Source organism: Enterococcus sp. AZ050, assembly GCF_051715085.1.
In the GTDB taxonomy this organism is placed as follows: domain Bacteria; phylum Bacillota; class Bacilli; order Lactobacillales; family Enterococcaceae; genus Enterococcus; species Enterococcus faecalis.
In genome coordinates this window covers 1174328-1189595 of record NZ_JBIOTC010000001.1, presented here as the reverse complement: position 1 = coordinate 1189595, position 15268 = coordinate 1174328, and the positions used below count along the sequence as shown (strand labels likewise).

Annotated in this window: 26 protein-coding genes and 1 tRNA gene; all 27 read left to right on the top strand. The window is 37.2% G+C overall.

All coding sequences use genetic code 11. The features are described from left to right. Positions 1 to 2 precede the first annotated feature (2 nt). The 27 genes from IGJ04_RS05735 (at position 3) to IGJ04_RS05605 (ending at position 15239) form a co-directional block, all read left to right on the top strand. Positions 3 to 305, top strand: a complete 303-nt coding sequence (locus tag IGJ04_RS05735; RefSeq protein ID WP_202579554.1) for a hypothetical protein — start codon at positions 3 to 5, stop codon at positions 303 to 305. 125 nt (positions 306 to 430) lie between these two features. After that, positions 431 to 607: a hypothetical protein gene (locus IGJ04_RS05730; RefSeq protein ID WP_192829452.1), complete on the top strand. Its 177-nt coding sequence runs from the start codon at positions 431 to 433 to the stop codon at positions 605 to 607. A gap of 18 nt (positions 608 to 625) precedes the next feature. Then, positions 626 to 1441 carry a DNA-methyltransferase gene (locus tag IGJ04_RS05725; protein WP_438840032.1) on the top strand — a complete coding sequence of 272 codons (816 nt, stop codon included), beginning with the start codon at positions 626 to 628 and terminating at the stop codon, positions 1439 to 1441. Further along, positions 1434 to 1898 carry a DNA N-6-adenine-methyltransferase gene (locus IGJ04_RS05720; protein ID WP_438840031.1) on the top strand — a complete coding sequence of 155 codons (465 nt, stop codon included), beginning with the start codon at positions 1434 to 1436 and terminating at the stop codon, positions 1896 to 1898. Before IGJ04_RS05725 ends, IGJ04_RS05720 begins: the two co-directional genes overlap by 8 nt. Next, positions 1873 to 2283 carry a hypothetical protein gene (locus tag IGJ04_RS05715; RefSeq protein WP_438840030.1) on the top strand — a complete coding sequence of 137 codons (411 nt, stop codon included), beginning with the start codon at positions 1873 to 1875 and terminating at the stop codon, positions 2281 to 2283. Before IGJ04_RS05720 ends, IGJ04_RS05715 begins: the two co-directional genes overlap by 26 nt. Continuing rightward, on the top strand, positions 2276 to 2722 hold the full coding sequence (locus IGJ04_RS05710) for a Lar family restriction alleviation protein (protein WP_438840029.1): 447 nt from the start codon (positions 2276 to 2278) through the stop codon (positions 2720 to 2722). Before IGJ04_RS05715 ends, IGJ04_RS05710 begins: the two co-directional genes overlap by 8 nt. After that, positions 2723 to 2953, top strand: coding sequence for a hypothetical protein (locus IGJ04_RS05705; RefSeq protein WP_202579498.1), 231 nt, complete (start codon positions 2723 to 2725; stop codon positions 2951 to 2953). Further along, positions 2937 to 3116, top strand: coding sequence for a hypothetical protein (locus tag IGJ04_RS05700; protein ID WP_010708329.1), 180 nt, complete (start codon positions 2937 to 2939; stop codon positions 3114 to 3116). The genes IGJ04_RS05705 and IGJ04_RS05700 overlap by 17 nt, the downstream gene beginning before the upstream one ends. A 5-nt stretch (positions 3117 to 3121) precedes the next feature. Continuing rightward, a complete protein-coding gene (locus IGJ04_RS05695; RefSeq protein WP_236919220.1) occupies positions 3122 to 3871 on the top strand; it encodes a phage antirepressor in 750 nt (249 codons plus the stop codon). A gap of 323 nt (positions 3872 to 4194) precedes the next feature. Next, entirely contained in the window at positions 4195 to 4611 is a 417-nt protein-coding gene (locus IGJ04_RS05690) for an ArpU family phage packaging/lysis transcriptional regulator (RefSeq protein ID WP_438840342.1), read from the top strand. Between the two features lie 810 nt (positions 4612 to 5421). After that, positions 5422 to 5493, top strand: a tRNA-Glu gene (locus IGJ04_RS05685). Positions 5494 to 5709: 216 nt separating this feature from the next. Then, complete coding sequence (locus tag IGJ04_RS05680) at positions 5710 to 5796, top strand: putative holin-like toxin (RefSeq protein ID WP_219376566.1); 87 nt, start codon at positions 5710 to 5712, stop codon at positions 5794 to 5796. Positions 5797 to 6147: 351 nt separating this feature from the next. Further along, positions 6148 to 6378: a hypothetical protein gene (locus IGJ04_RS05675; protein WP_438840028.1), complete on the top strand. Its 231-nt coding sequence runs from the start codon at positions 6148 to 6150 to the stop codon at positions 6376 to 6378. Positions 6379 to 6408: 30 nt separating this feature from the next. Then, complete coding sequence (locus IGJ04_RS05670; RefSeq protein ID WP_010717873.1) at positions 6409 to 6633, top strand: hypothetical protein; 225 nt, start codon at positions 6409 to 6411, stop codon at positions 6631 to 6633. 32 nt (positions 6634 to 6665) lie between these two features. Then, entirely contained in the window at positions 6666 to 7100 is a 435-nt protein-coding gene (locus tag IGJ04_RS05665; protein WP_010706892.1) for a terminase small subunit, read from the top strand. Continuing rightward, on the top strand, positions 7081 to 8364 hold the full coding sequence (locus IGJ04_RS05660) for a PBSX family phage terminase large subunit (protein ID WP_010706891.1): 1284 nt from the start codon (positions 7081 to 7083) through the stop codon (positions 8362 to 8364). Before IGJ04_RS05665 ends, IGJ04_RS05660 begins: the two co-directional genes overlap by 20 nt. Continuing rightward, complete coding sequence (locus IGJ04_RS05655) at positions 8364 to 9848, top strand: phage portal protein (protein WP_438840027.1); 1485 nt, start codon at positions 8364 to 8366, stop codon at positions 9846 to 9848. Before IGJ04_RS05660 ends, IGJ04_RS05655 begins: the two co-directional genes overlap by 1 nt. Further along, positions 9841 to 10767: a minor capsid protein gene (locus IGJ04_RS05650; RefSeq protein WP_438840026.1), complete on the top strand. Its 927-nt coding sequence runs from the start codon at positions 9841 to 9843 to the stop codon at positions 10765 to 10767. The genes IGJ04_RS05655 and IGJ04_RS05650 overlap by 8 nt, the downstream gene beginning before the upstream one ends. A gap of 122 nt (positions 10768 to 10889) precedes the next feature. Further along, a complete protein-coding gene (locus IGJ04_RS05645; RefSeq protein ID WP_228180302.1) occupies positions 10890 to 11525 on the top strand; it encodes a DUF4355 domain-containing protein in 636 nt (211 codons plus the stop codon). A gap of 12 nt (positions 11526 to 11537) precedes the next feature. Beyond that, complete coding sequence (locus IGJ04_RS05640) at positions 11538 to 12434, top strand: hypothetical protein (RefSeq protein ID WP_016619124.1); 897 nt, start codon at positions 11538 to 11540, stop codon at positions 12432 to 12434. Positions 12435 to 12504: 70 nt separating this feature from the next. Next, positions 12505 to 12837, top strand: a complete 333-nt coding sequence (locus IGJ04_RS05635) for a phage head-tail connector protein (RefSeq protein WP_016619125.1) — start codon at positions 12505 to 12507, stop codon at positions 12835 to 12837. Continuing rightward, complete coding sequence (locus IGJ04_RS05630) at positions 12834 to 13109, top strand: hypothetical protein (RefSeq protein WP_010706885.1); 276 nt, start codon at positions 12834 to 12836, stop codon at positions 13107 to 13109. The genes IGJ04_RS05635 and IGJ04_RS05630 overlap by 4 nt, the downstream gene beginning before the upstream one ends. Then, positions 13106 to 13453 carry an HK97-gp10 family putative phage morphogenesis protein gene (locus IGJ04_RS05625; protein ID WP_438840025.1) on the top strand — a complete coding sequence of 116 codons (348 nt, stop codon included), beginning with the start codon at positions 13106 to 13108 and terminating at the stop codon, positions 13451 to 13453. Before IGJ04_RS05630 ends, IGJ04_RS05625 begins: the two co-directional genes overlap by 4 nt. Beyond that, positions 13450 to 13842 (top strand): hypothetical protein, encoded by a 393-nt coding sequence (locus IGJ04_RS05620; protein WP_016619128.1) that lies wholly within the window; start codon positions 13450 to 13452, stop codon positions 13840 to 13842. The genes IGJ04_RS05625 and IGJ04_RS05620 overlap by 4 nt, the downstream gene beginning before the upstream one ends. 19 nt (positions 13843 to 13861) lie before the next feature. Beyond that, on the top strand, positions 13862 to 14467 hold the full coding sequence (locus tag IGJ04_RS05615; protein WP_025194241.1) for a phage major tail protein, TP901-1 family: 606 nt from the start codon (positions 13862 to 13864) through the stop codon (positions 14465 to 14467). 2 nt (positions 14468 to 14469) lie between these two features. Next, positions 14470 to 14778, top strand: a complete 309-nt coding sequence (locus tag IGJ04_RS05610) for a hypothetical protein (RefSeq protein ID WP_010785047.1) — start codon at positions 14470 to 14472, stop codon at positions 14776 to 14778. 62 nt (positions 14779 to 14840) lie between these two features. Beyond that, entirely contained in the window at positions 14841 to 15239 is a 399-nt protein-coding gene (locus tag IGJ04_RS05605) for a tail assembly chaperone (protein WP_010815568.1), read from the top strand. The last annotated feature ends 29 nt before the right edge of the window (positions 15240 to 15268 follow it).

The window sequence follows — 15268 nt, the reverse complement described above, 5'->3', positions numbered from 1 at the left end:
TCATGATTGAAATGAAGATACTTGATTATCGAATTACTAGTGATGATAAGCAAGTAATCGTAAATAAAGCGAGACGAAACGAACACGGAGAGTTAACCATTTTGACTGATAAAGACGGTACACAAAAAGAATCACTCGCTTTGATTGGTTATTATGGCAATTTAAGTAAGGCTCTCGTCGCAATAGAACGCGATTACGTGCTTTCTAGTGGTAAAACAATACAAACAGTCAAAGAATACAAAAAAGAGCTAGAATCGATTCACAGCAAGCTAAAACGTGAATTAGATTTCGGGGAGGAATTTTAGATGAATGAATTAGTTATCATGAAACCACGAACAGAAATTGAAATTATGAGTTTGGAGGAACAAAAGTAGTGGGAAAAAAGGAAAACGGATAAAAAAGCAAAATCGAAAACGAAAAAACGCTGCTATTGCAAACGACACATACAGTAAGCGAGGGAAAAGCGATGGTATGTATAAAATGCAAGGGACAGATGATTGTCTGGGAAAAAGATAAGTTGAAACATCAAAAAGGTTTTTATTGTCCGTTATGCAACAAAAACGGTCAAAGTGTTGCGAAAAAGTTAGCTGAGATAAAGAAAAAATAAACGAAAGGAGTGGGAGATTTGCGGCCGCAAGAAAAAGCTTTTTACTCCTTTAAAAATATGGAACTAAACAAAATATATAACGAAGATTGCCTGGAAGGAATGAAACGGATACCAGATAAAAGCATCGACATGATTTTATGTGATTTACCGTATGGAACTACGAAAAATAAGTGGGATAGTATTATTCCGTTTGAGAAATTGTGGGAACAATATGAGCGAATCATTAAGGACAATGGCGCAATTGTCTTAACAGGCTCACAACCATTTACGACAGACATAATCATGAGTAACAGAAAATTATTTAGATACGAATTAATTTGGAACAAAAAACATTCTACTAATTTTTTCTTAGCTAATAAGATGCCTTTGAAGGTGCATGAGAACATTCTTGTTTTTTACAAAAAGCTTCCAACCTACAACAAACAGATGATTCCAAGAATAAGCAAACGAATAGCAGAACATCAAGCAAACGGTTATGTTTTACCAGAATCCACTAATTCGGATAATTACGGAATTATACGAGGTGTAGTAGATTCGAGACATTACGATAAAGATTGGAAAAATCCGATTAGTATTTTAGATATTAATCAAGTGAAAAGTAATTCCCGTGAACGTACAGGACACCCTACCCAAAAACCTGTAGCATTGTGTGAATACTTAATCAAAACATACACAAATGAAAATGAAGTTGTATTAGATAACTGCATCGGTTCAGGCACTACAGCAGTTGCTGCAATTAACACTAATCGTCAATTTATTGGCTTTGAAAAAGAAAAGGAATATTTTGATATTGCTATTGAGCGAATTAAGAAAGTGAGTGAAGAAAATGAATAAAAATCTTCACTTTTCAAGTGAAAAAGATGACTGGGAAACGCCTCAGAAATTATTTGATGAATTAAACGAAAAATATCAATTCGATATTGATGTAGCAGCAAGCGCTAGAAATGCTAAATTGCCTAAGTATTTTACCAAAGAAGATAACGCATTGATTCAAGAATGGGACGGTAATGTTTTTTGTAATCCGCCTTATGGAAGAGAATTACGAAAATGGCTAGAGAAAGGCTATCAAGAATATCTAAGAGTACCAGAAAGAACGATTGTGTTTCTGATACCTGCCAGAACTGATACTAGTTATTGGCACGATTTTATATTTGGTAAGGCATATATTCAGTTTTTACGAGGACGGGTGAAATTTGAAATAGACGGAGAAGGTGGCAATTCAGCGCCGTTTCCGTCTGCGATAGTAGTTTATGGGAAGAAAGCGAGTGAAGAAAATGAATCGAATGGTTGAAGTTGGACAGGTTTATAAATTAGTCGATGCAAATCCACCTGCGTTTGGAAAAGTTAAAAAAATCATAGAACAACAAGTTTGGAATGAAGATTATTTTGATATCGGGATGATAAATTTAGCATTGGGCGATTGGTATCAATGGATAGGAGAAAAAGTATATTGCTTACATGAAGCTGGTTTTGAAATAACTCGTTTAATTAAAGCGACTAGCGAAGAAATAGCCATTTATGAACAGAAAGTAGCTGAGTATGAGGAAAGGAATGTAAAAATGGGTTTCAAGTTTAGCGATTATTACAATGCTGAAAATATTTGTCTGTCAGAAGAAATCATTAGAGAGTTACTTGTGGCGTGTTTTGAAGAAGGAGAGCAAGCTAAGAATGAGTGAAATTCATATAAAACCATGTCCATTTTGCGGTTCAGAAAACATTAGTTTCAATTCGTTTAGTATTTCATCAGATGCCTATGTATTGTGTGAACAGTGTAATGCAAGTATCGAAATTTCTGTTCCGTGGGACGGTATGGATGAAAAAGAGCATGATAAAGTTTGTTTTGAAAAATTATCAGCCCTTTGGAATAACCGAGTTTCTGAAAGGAATCAAACAGAACTCAACGAAAAACAAGAATATCTATTAAGAGAATTAGTCTGTCAGTTTGATACTCTTGGTCCGCCACCAACACCGTTTCAAGCGGTGTATTGGTTAATGCACAATGGCGCTTGGGATGGTTCATCAGATTTACACAAAGCGATTACTAGTTTAGATAACAAGCAACAAGCGCAAGTATTACGAGCTTTTGCTGATTGGATTGAACAGGAGGAAAAATAGATGGCAATAGAAGTTATAGCAAAGAGTGTTAATAATTTTTCAGAAGAATCATTAAGAATAGAGAAATTAGAAAATGGCGAATATAAAATTATTGCTAAACGTGGAATCATAGACTTACGTTCAAATGTTAGCGACGAAATTGAATTGGTATTTACTAAAAATAGTATGAGCGCCCTAATAGGTTCGCTATTAGCGATTACGGGGGAAATTGTAGATGAAATACAAAACTAGATATAGCAGTATTGTTCCGAAAGGACAAATCGGCGAGTGTATTGATAAAGTGGATGGAAAAGTATTCGCTTTATTGATTAAATTTGATAATGGTGAAGTGTTTTGGTTTATGAAGAGAGATTTGATTGAAGTAAAGGAGTATGCAGATGAAGAAGGGAGTTAAAGGAAATGAATACACCACAAATTTTTAATTTTGGACAACAAGAAGTGCGAACAATGCTTATAAATGAAGTTCCATATTTCGTAGCAAATGATGTCGCTAAAACATTAGGTTATAAAAATCCAAGTGATGCTACTAACAAACATTGTAAAAAAGCTATAAAAACATGGGGTAGCGATTCGCTAGGTCGTCGTCAATCGTTTAAAGTTATTCCTGAATCTGATATTTACAGACTAGTAATAAAATCTAATCTTCCAAATGCCGAGCAATTTGAAGAGTGGGTTATGGAAGAGGTCTTACCACAAATTAGGAAAACAGGTAGCTATACGAATGTTCCAGGTTCGTTTGCGGAAGCCCTGCGGTTAGCTGCTGACTTGGAAGAAGAAAAAATGATGCTTGAACAAAAAGTAGCGGAGTATGAGCCTAAAATCACTTATCTTGATACAATTTTAGCTTCGAAAGATACAGTCACGACTTCTCAGATTGCAGCAGATTATGGCATGTCGGCTATTCAATTAAATAAACTATTACATCAATTAGGCGTACAACGAAAAGTTAGCGGACAATGGTTGCTTTACAAAAAGCATATGAATTGCGGCTACACTAAATCTCATACAAGTGAAATCAAGCAATCAGATAATACAGTGAAAATAGTGATGAGTACGAAGTGGACGCAGAAAGGTAGATTGTTTATTTATAACTTGTTAAAAGATGAAGGCTATTTACCTCAAATGGACCTATGGGATAACGTTTCTTAAGCAGAGAACAAAAAAAGCCAACCGACCACTGGTTGACTAAGAAGAATATTTTACCAGAAAAGTGGTAGCTTGTGATATGCGAGGTTACTTTACCCCAAACATTGGTCACAATAAAAATATTTTATCATAAATAGAAAAACTCAACTAGTTTTTTCTAGTCGAGTTTTCTAGATGACACCACTCAAGATGAATTGAGTTGTTCATATTATATCATGATGAAATATGAAATTTCAATAAGAGTAAATAAAAAAAGCCGGATTGCTCCGACTGTGAGTAATGTTTTCGACATAGTTATTATACCACAAAAGGAGCGATTCCACTTGATTCAATTGCTAAAAGAAGTAGATTTTCGACAAACAAAAGCGAATGCCAGAAATGTGTTGAAGAATTTTAGACGTTTAGAGCGAATAGCTGGTCGCTCTTTAATAGATTTAAAATCACCAATTATTACAGATATGCCTAAAAGCCAAAGCCACGGAAACAAAACAGAAGATGCACTGGTACAATTAGCAGATGCAGAAGCAGAAAGAGACGCAATTTTATCTGCGCTTATGGCATTAAGTCTTATTAGCCGTCAAGTGTTATACTATAGTTTTTGCGATGTAGAAAAACATACCAATTGGGAAATAGGGCAGTTAATACGTGGATATGGTGAAAAAAATGTTGAGAAGTTAAAATCTAATGCTTTGATTGAATTTGCTGAAGCCTATAAACACGGAATTTTAGTTGTTTATAAATAGAAAATTTTGTAGGGTTTTTGTAGGGAAATTGTAGGGATTTTATTCGGAAATCCATGTTATTATGGTAGTGTCGAAAGATAAGGAAACGAGGTAAGGCATGCATTACCTATCTTAGCTCCGTTTCGCCTATCTTTTGAGGCTACCTACAAAAAATAAAGAATAAGGATGTGGAAAGTCCAGTTCTTTCTGTCTCGTTTAGTCTAGGTAGCAAATATTGCAATAAACTTGGCATTAAGCTTACACGTAGACGTACGCCGAAAGCACTTGTCAAGATAGCGCTATGTTAGTTGCAATGATCACTCACAAATCATACGTTCTCAAACTAAAGAAATGGGGTGTAATTCCTCTCTCTTTTTTCTACAGGTTTGTGAGTGATTTATCGCTGTGGCGGAACAGGTAGACGTTACTACGTAGAATAATCGGCTTTGGTGTTCGGTGTTTATATAGGCGTTAGTCTGTAATAGTATAAGAGGACAATCACAAGAGCCTGTAAACAGCTGAGTAATGCGGTTTGAGAGAACCTCCTATACTCCATAAAATATATAATCTTGTGATCATTTGGTGCGGAGGCTTTAAACATTATTCGGTGATATCCGATGTAAATCTAAAGGGAGATAAACGGTAAAGATTATTCATGCAAGGTGCAAATCCTTGCCAGCGATATTGAGTTTGCGGTAATCTCGATTGCCTGTAACGAAAACCGTATAGAGATTGAGCAGTTAGCACGTGGCAATCAGCCACTATGTCATTCTAGGGCGCTGCCGAATGAACGATCTCAAAAAATGGCATAATGTAATTGATACTTTCGGTTGGCGTGTAGCTTAAAGGTAGAGCGTTGGGTGTTCTGTTCAAAATATGCAGGTTCGATTCCTGTCACGCCAATAGGTAGCTTTGCTACTTAAATAAAAGAATCGTCAATAGATGTTTCTGCTGCATTCACGTGAGGCACTAGCTTAAAAGTGCCTCTTTTTTATCTGGTAGAAGAATGAAAAATTATGTATAATAACTTTTGTAGAAAAGTGAAAAGATGGTGGCTAATCTCTTGAATAAAGGGGTGATGCCTATGGTTCATAGCTTTATCCCTAGAAGGGAGTAGGCATGTCTGTATTTGAAGCATTATCGCTAATGATTGCATTTGCAACGTTAGTTTTGCTTATTATAGACCATACGAACACAAAAAAATAACCATCTAACACTTTAGCAGAGAGTAGATGGTTAAACCATTGAAATTAAGCTGCCGTCTTTTTAACGGTTCTACATTGGGGCGTGTTAGCAGCACGTCCTTTTTCTATGTATATTATACCATGAAATAGAATAAATTCAATCAGGACTACTCAACGTAAGTGAGTGGTCTTTTTTTTGTACATAAAAAAGCCACTAGACTATGGGTTCTAGTGGCTAGGTAGCATTCGTGCACAATTTGTTAGCTATGAGTGTGAACATCTACATTTGGTTTAAAGGAGTTGCTACCTATAGATAGTATAGCAAGAAGTGATTTATTGAATCAAGTACATAAAAACAATTAGGAGAGAGAACATGAAAAGCTATTGGTATGTATCGCTAACACATAAATATCCACAGCCGAACCGTTCAACTGATTCAGTACGTGTTGTTATGTCTGTGCAGATAAAAAAGAATGCATCTATTGTCGAAATGACGAGAGAAGCCACGCCAAAGGAAATTGACGCGTGCAAGCTAGTCTATTGTGGTTATGGTAGTTGGGGAGATAAGCATATACAAGAGAATATAGAGAAGTATATGAAATGATAAATTATTAGATAGAAAGGAAGAATAGATATGATTTTACAATATGCAATGCGATTGAACGAAGAAGGAACAAAGAAAGCTGAACATATCGAGGACGGCGTAACTTCTGTTACCATCACAGAAAACGAAATTAAAGTTTATTACGAAGATAAACGTGGGGTAAAAAATAGCACTACGTTTTTAAAAGATTGTTCGCAAATTTACAACATGTGGTTACTAAGTGATACGTTTAAAACGTTAAAAAGATTAATTTAGCTTATTTTTTATACAGAAAGGCGGTGAATAACATGCGAATGACCGAGAAACAGAAACGATTTTGTGACTTTTACATCGAGACGGGAAATGCTACACAGGCAGCGATTAAAGCGGGATATAGCGAAAAGACCGCAAAGCAAATAGGACAGGAAAACTTGACTAAACCTGACCTCAGAGCTTATATAGACGAACGCCTCGCAGAACTGAAAAACGAACGAACAGCCGATGCCCAAGAGGTGCTAGAGTACCTAACAGCTGTTATGCGTGGCGAGTACAAAGAAGCAACGCTAATTGGCGTAGGCGAAGGCGCACAAGCCGTTGTGGACATCGATGTGGGCGCAAAAGACCGTTTAAAAGCAGCCGAGCTTCTTGGTAAACGTCATGCGCTGTTCACTGATAAAGTCGATTTACAAACGGGCGATATTGTGATTAAGGTTGGTGAGTGGGATGCAGACGAAGAAACGTAATATCGTTTTAGAGTTTAACTTCCCGTCAAGAGTTTTTAACAAATCGTTTTATGATCGATTGGTGGATTATTCTAAATTCACCGAGGTTTATTGGGGCGGCGCTTCATCTGGCAAAAGTCACGGTGTCGTTCAAAAGGTCGTTTTTAAAGCCTGTCAAAGATGGAAGAAACCAAGAAAGATTTTATTTACAAGAAAAGTAGGGCGTAGCTTAAAAGATTCTATTTTTGAGGATGTGAAAGCGTGTCTTTCTGATTGGGGACTGCTAGACAAGTGTAAAGTAAATAACACTGATTTTAGAATCACGTTACCAAACGGCGCAGAGTTCCTTTTCAAGGGAATGGACGACCCAGAGAAAATAAAATCCATCAAAGGGCTGTCCGATGTCGTGATGGAAGAAGCAACAGAATTTACGCTAGAAGATTACACACAGCTTACTTTACGTTTACGTGAACGTAAGCATGTGAAACGTCAAATCTTTTTAATGTTTAACCCAGTTTCTAAACTGAACTGGGTATATAAATCTTTCTTTGACGAGGAAGCAGAAGTCGATCAACAAAGAACAGGGATTTATCACAGCACCTATAAAGACAATCGGTTTCTTGATAGTGAAAATAAAAAGGTGATTGAGGATTTAGCCAAACGAAACCCAGCGTATTATCGCATATACGCTTTAGGGGAATTTGCTACGCTAGATAAACTTGTATTTCCAAATTATCAGAGAAAACGATTAGACAAGCACGACGAACTGTTAAGACAGATTGATTCAGATTTCGGCTTAGACTTTGGGTATGTAAACGACCCTTCCGCTTTTGTACATGCAAAGGTAGACGAGAAGAACAAACGTATTTACGTTCTTGAAGAATACGTCAAAAAAGGCTTGCTGAATGATGAAATCTCAACGGTTATTAAAGATTTAGGCTATGCAAAAGAAGTTATCACTGCGGATTCAGCTGAAAAGAAATCTATTGCAGAAATCAAGAAGAACGGAATTACTAGAATACGTGCAGCCAAGAAAGGTCCTGATTCAATACGACAGGGGCTTTCTTTTTTATTGCAATACGAGCTAATCGTAGACGATCGTTGCGTAAAACTGATTGAGGAATTAGAAAACTATACGTGGGCTAAAGACAAGAAAACAGGCGAGTACACCAATGAACCTATTGATAGCTATAATCACGTGATAGATGCTTTACGGTACGCAGTAGAACATCGTAGTAAAAAAGCACGTGGGATTAAATTACAGAGCGTGAAGGGGGTTATTTGATGACAGACAATGTAAGCAGACCGAACACAGAAGGTAAAATACGTGAATTCGTTGACCTTTTGGGAAATCGTGTCTTTTATTGTGATAAAAACGCAAAGATTGACGAACGCTTGGTGGATAAATACATCAATAAGCATCGGAAATTAATTGGGTTTTACGAAGAATTAGAAAAGCTCTACAACGGTCAACATGATATTTATTATCAAAAAAGCAAAGGGATTGGAAAGCCCGACCATCGTATCGCGGTTAACTTTGCCCGTTATGTTGTAGATAGTTCTGCAGCTTTCTTTAACGGTAAACCAACAAAAATTACTCATCCAGACGAAGAGCTAAAGGAATTTGTTCAAGATTTCCGTAAACGAAACGATGAAGAAGACAACGACGCGGAGCTTTCTAAGTTAACTGCTATTTATGGGCATGCTTATAAGCTTTTATACCAAAACGAAGAAGCGGAAACGTGCGTGACTTATTTAAAACCTACACAAGGATTTATTGTTTACGCAGATGATTTATTAAAAGCGCCTATGTTTGCCGTGCTTTACAACAAAATGACAAACGACGAGCTAACAGCAACTGTTTATCCACAAAACAGCACAGAAACGTTTATTTTTACACAAGACAAGACTTCTAAACGGTTAGAGAGTAAACAAGGACCGACCGTTTTTCAGAAAGCCTTGTCTTATTTGCTAGGTGGAAAAGAGGCAATCGCTAATCCGTACGGTGAAGTGCCTATGATTGAGTTTATGGAAAACGACGAACGACAAGGACGTATCGAATCTGTGTGGTCGCTGATTAATAATTACAACGAAGCTCTATCAGAAAAAGCGAACGACGTGAGTTATTTTGCGGATGCCTACTTAAAAATGATAGGGGTAGATTTAGCTGACGAAAACGTCGCTTCCTATTTACGTGATAACCGAGTGATTAATAGTGCTGAGCCTTTAAATGAAGGCGAATCGGTAGATATTAATTTTTTAGATAAACCTAGTTCAGATACAACACAAGAAAATCTATTAGACCGATTAGAACGATTAATCTATCAAATGTCTATGACTTATAATGCAAACGATGAAAGTTTTAGCAATAACGCTTCTGGAATTTCGCTAGAATTTAAAATGCAAAATCCTAGGAATTTAGCACAAGCGAAAGCTAGGAAGTTTAAAAAAGCATATGCGCAAATGTACAAAATGATTTTTTCATTGCCTACGAATGTACCTGCCAATAAAGCTAAGGAATGGTTTAATTTAGAATACACTTTTGATTTTAATATTCCGCGCAATATTAAAGACGAAGCGGAAACTGCACAAAAACTTGAAGGGATTGTTTCAAGAGAAACGCAATTAGGCGTATTATCGATTGTTCCTGACGTAACTCAAGAAAAGGAACGCATAAAGGACGAAGAAACGGACGAACGTTTAAATCCACAAGTTGATTTCGGTAAATTTACTCGAAATACGGAAGAAGTGACCGAAGAACATGAGTAATTATTGGGCGGAACGAGAAGCAAAACATATCGAAGAAATGCTGAAACGACATGTGAATTACGAACAAGAAATTCATAGACGGTATTTACAGTTATGGAAAACGATAGAAGCAGAAATTCAACAGTTTTACGTCGCTTATGCAGGGAAAGAGAAGATTAGCATTGATGAAGCGAAACGACGTGCAAGTAAACATGACGTACAAATTTTCGCGGAAAAAGCGAAACGTTATGTACAAACAAGAGATTTTTCAAAAGAAGCTAACGAGCAATTAAGGCTATACAATTTAACGATGAAGGTTAATCGTTTAGAGCTTTTAAAATCGAAAATAGGTTTGTATTTAACAGACAATACGAATCAGCTACAGACTTATTTTACAGCGATATTAACAGAGGAAGCTGTAGCGGAGTTTGTACGACAAGCGGGGATATTAGGCGGGTCCGTTCTTTCCGAAGAAACTTATCGAATGTTTGCTAAAGCGATTATCGAGGGTTCGTTTCATAACGCGACATTTTCGCAACGTTTGTGGGTGAATCAAGATGTTTTGAAAGCAAGTATCGATCGCTTGTTAACAGTTGGACTATCAGCAGGCAAACATCCAGATGTTCTAGCTAGGGAATTACGTAAATTAGTTGTGATTGATAGCTTGCGAGGAAAGGAAACGGCTGATTATGTCGCACGTCGGCTAATGATTAGTGAATCCGCAAGAATACAAAGCGAAGTACAAAAGCAAAGCTACGAAAAATACGGGTATGAAGAATACAACCTGATTGTAGAACCAAGCGCTTGTCCTATTTGTGTAGGAATAGCAAGTGCAAATCCACATAAGGTTTCTGAAATGAGCCCAGGAATCAACGCAAGCCCCATTCACAACTGGTGTAGGTGTAGCACTGCACCTGCTTATAAAGACAAAAAGTTCTAGCAAAAGTTAGGCTTTTTTTATTTGCCTTCTTACTGCTTACAGGCGTTAAAGAGAAAGCTGTTTCGATTGATAGGCGTAACCTATTAATTTCGATTAGCCACGTAATGGCTGGAGGTTTTAACATGAACGAAGAAAAACACTTATTATTACCGATGGATTTACAATTTTTTGCAGATGAACCAAATTCTGATGAGCCAAACTCTGGAAATTCAAACGAATCGGGGGATTCATCGACAAAGGATTCTCAAAATCCAAAAAATGAAAATCCAGACGGAAAAGAAACTGGAAAGACTTTTACCCGTGATGATGTTGCCAAGATGGTCGCAGCAGAAACTAAAAAAGCTGTGGCGCAAGCAAAATCCGATTGGGAAAAGCAAAAATCTTACGAGCAAATGACTGCGGAAGAACGTGTTAAGGCGAAAGAACAAGAAGCCGCTGACAAAGAAGCACTAGCGGAAAAACGAGAAAAGGAAGCCCAAGCCCGCCTCGACCGTTTAACGCGTGCCGAATCTGTTCGTAACGATTTATCCGAGAATGGTCTTTCCGACTACGTAAGTGCTGCACAAGCCGATTTATTGCTTGTGAAAGATACGGACGAGGATACAAAGAAAGCTGTAGATGAATTAAAACAAATTATTTCAAAAGCTAGAGATGGTATCCAAAAAGAATTGCTGAAAGGTCAAACTGTAAACGTTGCTACAGCAACAAAAGAGACCGATTGGCGCAGCAATTTGACTAAAAATTTAGAAAAGAAATAGGAGATGAAAATTATGCCAGTTATTTTAGATAGCAAAGATTTAAAAGCAATTGACAAAGAATTTGCCGCAGGCTCGCAAGTTTGGGATTTATTGAAAGGTGGAGCTGCTGCAGTAACAGAAGCAGATTTTGTAGGAGCAAAAGAAGTCCGCATCAACAAAATGAAAGGTTTTACTGCTAGTGATTATAAACGTAACGAAGACAATAAACGTTCTAAAATTGATGTGGCAAAAGAAACGGTCAAACTAGAGAAAGAACGTTGGTTTGGTTATGACTTAGACACATTAGATCAATCAGAAAATGCTTCCTATGAAGTTCAAGCGATTGTGGAAGAACACACTCGTTTAGTTGCGATTCCTGAAAAAGATCGCGTTGCGGTACAACGCCTATTGGAAGCGGCATTTGCGGAAGCAGCGGATGATGATAGCGAAGGAAAATACGTTGGAAAAACGGTAAAAGAAACCATTACTACAGAAAATGCTTTGGCTTCATATGATGCGGCAGAAGCGTATATGACAGATGCAGAAATTGTCGGTCCGTTTATTATGTTTGCATCCACTGACTACTATTCAGCATTAAAAAATGCAAAAGGTGTTTCAAAAACATTTACTACGAACGAGCAACAAATTTCAGGTATTAACCGTAAAGTTGCGCAGTTAGACGGTTCAGATACTATTATTCAAAAAGTTGCAAAATCTCGTTTACAGGTAGATTCTACGAAGAAAATTAATTATATTCTTGTGCCTTTGATGGTTTGTTCGCCAGTTGAAAAATACAACTCTATTGATCTAATTCCAGCTTCACAAGACCGTGACGGCTACAGAGACACTATTAAAGGGTTGAACTACTACGATGCTATTGTAACTGAAAAAGCTCGCCCTGCCATTTACGTTTCTTACGATTCAAAGTAAGCGCCCCGACCGTTAAAAAGGTAACACCAACGGCAGATGGGGCAGTTATTGAAGCAGAGTAGGTGAAAAAATGTTTCGTTCAGAATATCGTGTATTGCTGGATATTTCAGATGATACCTACAAAAAAGATGAGGAAAAAATTATCAAAATCTGGGACATTACTGAAAAGCAACTGCTAGTAAAGCTAAAAACAGATGAGATACCAGAAAAATTGGACTATATTGTTCCATCAATTGTAGTGAAACGTTACAACCGTTTAGGTTTTGAAGGCATGGAACAGCATTCTCAATCAGAAGAAACAATTTCTTATAATTTGGACGACTTCGGGGAATTTCAAGATGAGATTAACGATTATCTTGAAGAACAAGGCTTGATTCGTAAAAGGAAGGTGTCCTTTTTATGAGAATCTGCATTAATTACTACAACAAAAAGCACGAGCTGATTTCGGAAAAACTGATAGGCAGTGTAACCGAAGTCGGAACGGAAAAACAAATGACCATTTTCCCTAACATAAAGGAGCAGATGGTCATTTTTCGTTTTAGAGACCGCTTATCCATTCGTTCAGGTTTTCTTGAATACTACGACGAAGAAGAACAAAAAAATCGAAAATTTACCGTTGTTAAAAATTTGCGTGTTAGTAAAGGAACTTCGGTTTATGGAAGTGAATATCGATGACTTACCGAGTAGATATTTCAGGATTGGATGATTTAATCGAAGCGATTGAAGAAGCGAAAAAGCTAGACGATGTAAAAGAGGTCGTCAAAAATGATACTGCTTATATGGCAAATCAAATTGCAGAAGAAACACCGGTCAGAGATGGATACTTAGAACGAAGCGAGGTAGTTTCCTTTGAAGACGAAGGGTTTACAGGAGTAGTAACAGCAGGTGGTCCTTTAGCTCCATACGCCCCTTATGTAGAATATGGAACGCGTTATTTTTACGGACGTTTCTATATGAAAAAGGGCCATGCGGTAGCTGCTAAAAGATTTCTTGATAATATGGAGGCGTTAGTAAAATGACCTTTAAAGACCCGTATTCAGAGCTTTACGAAGCATTATTTGGCACTTTGGAACAAGCAGGCTATGAAACCTATGCGCATTTGCCAGATGATGAGGCTTCTTATCCGTTTGTTTTCTTAGGTGAACAATGGTCTAAGGATAGACAAACAAAAACAAGAACGTTAGGTTCAACCAATATTATGATTCATGTTTATGATCATGACGACAAACGTCGAGAATTAAATCAAGTATTAGCCGATGTGCGAAAAATCGTTCATGAATTGCATCAGACTAAGAACTTTAATTGGTTAGTAACGGAAAGTAGCACAGAAGTGATTTATGAAAATACAACCAATTTTGGTACGAGCCTTGCACACGGTGTACTTGACATCACGTTAGAATTTGAATAAAGAAAGAAGGAAACTAGAAATGGAGAAAGCAATCCAAGGTAAAAAAATTAAGTTAATGTTTCGACTAACACGTGAACGTGCGACAACAGCAGCGAAGTTATTAGCTTTAGAAATTTCACACGAATATAAGTCAGAAACAAAAACAGATACACAATCAACAAAAGACGGGAATGTTCCTACATCAGGAATGCCGTCAGCTTCCATCGAAATGGAATTTTTACGGACAGGCACAGAAACTTACAACATGTTGAAATATGCGTATCGTAACGGGCTAGAAATTGATGTATGGCGCATTAATTTTGATAAAAAAGACCCAAAAACAGGAAAATACGAAGCGGAATTTGGCACAGGTTTGTTGGATTCATTCGGAGATTCTGCCGAGTCCGATTCTAATTCAAGTATTAAACCAACTCTAGTTTTAAATGGTGATTTAGTGGAAGGATGGGCAACAGTTGACACTGAAAACGAAGAACTTGCGCGTGCTTTCTTCTACGACACAGTAGCAGGTGCGGAACCAGAAGAGCCTGTAGAAAAATACACACCAAAAACAATTGAAGTACCTAAAGTTGAAAGTGTAACGCCGACATCAGATGGCGCCGTTGTAAAAGTGAAGGAGGAAGAATAATCATGGCAATTACTTATCGTATTTACAAAGGTAGTGAAAAAGTAGTTGAAGGAGCAAGTCCATTAACTATTACAGGACTTGATGCAGGAGCAAAAGTAGCAGCAGGAACGTACCATATTGTACGTGTGCAAGATGAAAAAGAATCTGAAAAAGTAGCTATTCCAGCTTTTACCGTATTGGCGGGGCGCTCTTTGGAAAATAAACCAACAGAAGCAAATACTATTCCTGAAATCAAAGAATGGTTAACCGCTCACGGTATTGATTTTACAGGAAAAACAACGAAAACAGATTTATTAGCATTAGTACCATAATTAAAAATCAGGAAGTAGGCGGCAATGTGAAGGCATTGTCGCTTTTTTAGGAGGAATTTTACATGTCAACAAACGTAAAACCTGTCGCAACAATTAACGGAAAAAAATATCCTTTGATTTTCGGTTTTAAATTTTTAAACGAAATTAACGCATTAAAACCTGACGTTGAAGAAGTAGACGGCTTCGTTCAATTGGTTGGCGGATTACAAGATGGCGACGCTTTTGCCTTTCAAAAATTAATGCACGCAGCGTTAATTACTTATGATGACTTAACAACGAAAGAAATTGACGACTACTTAGAAACGTCAGATGAGGCTTTAACGTTGTTTGAAAATTTTATCTCTTTCTTGGAGCAAGCACCGTTAACGGCTCTTCGGACGAAAAAAGCACTAGAAGCAATCAAAAAAATCATGGCTTACATGGAACAGATACAAGCCAATCAACAAGAAACGACAGCCTAGATTATGACGAAATAGTTGTCACTTGTTTT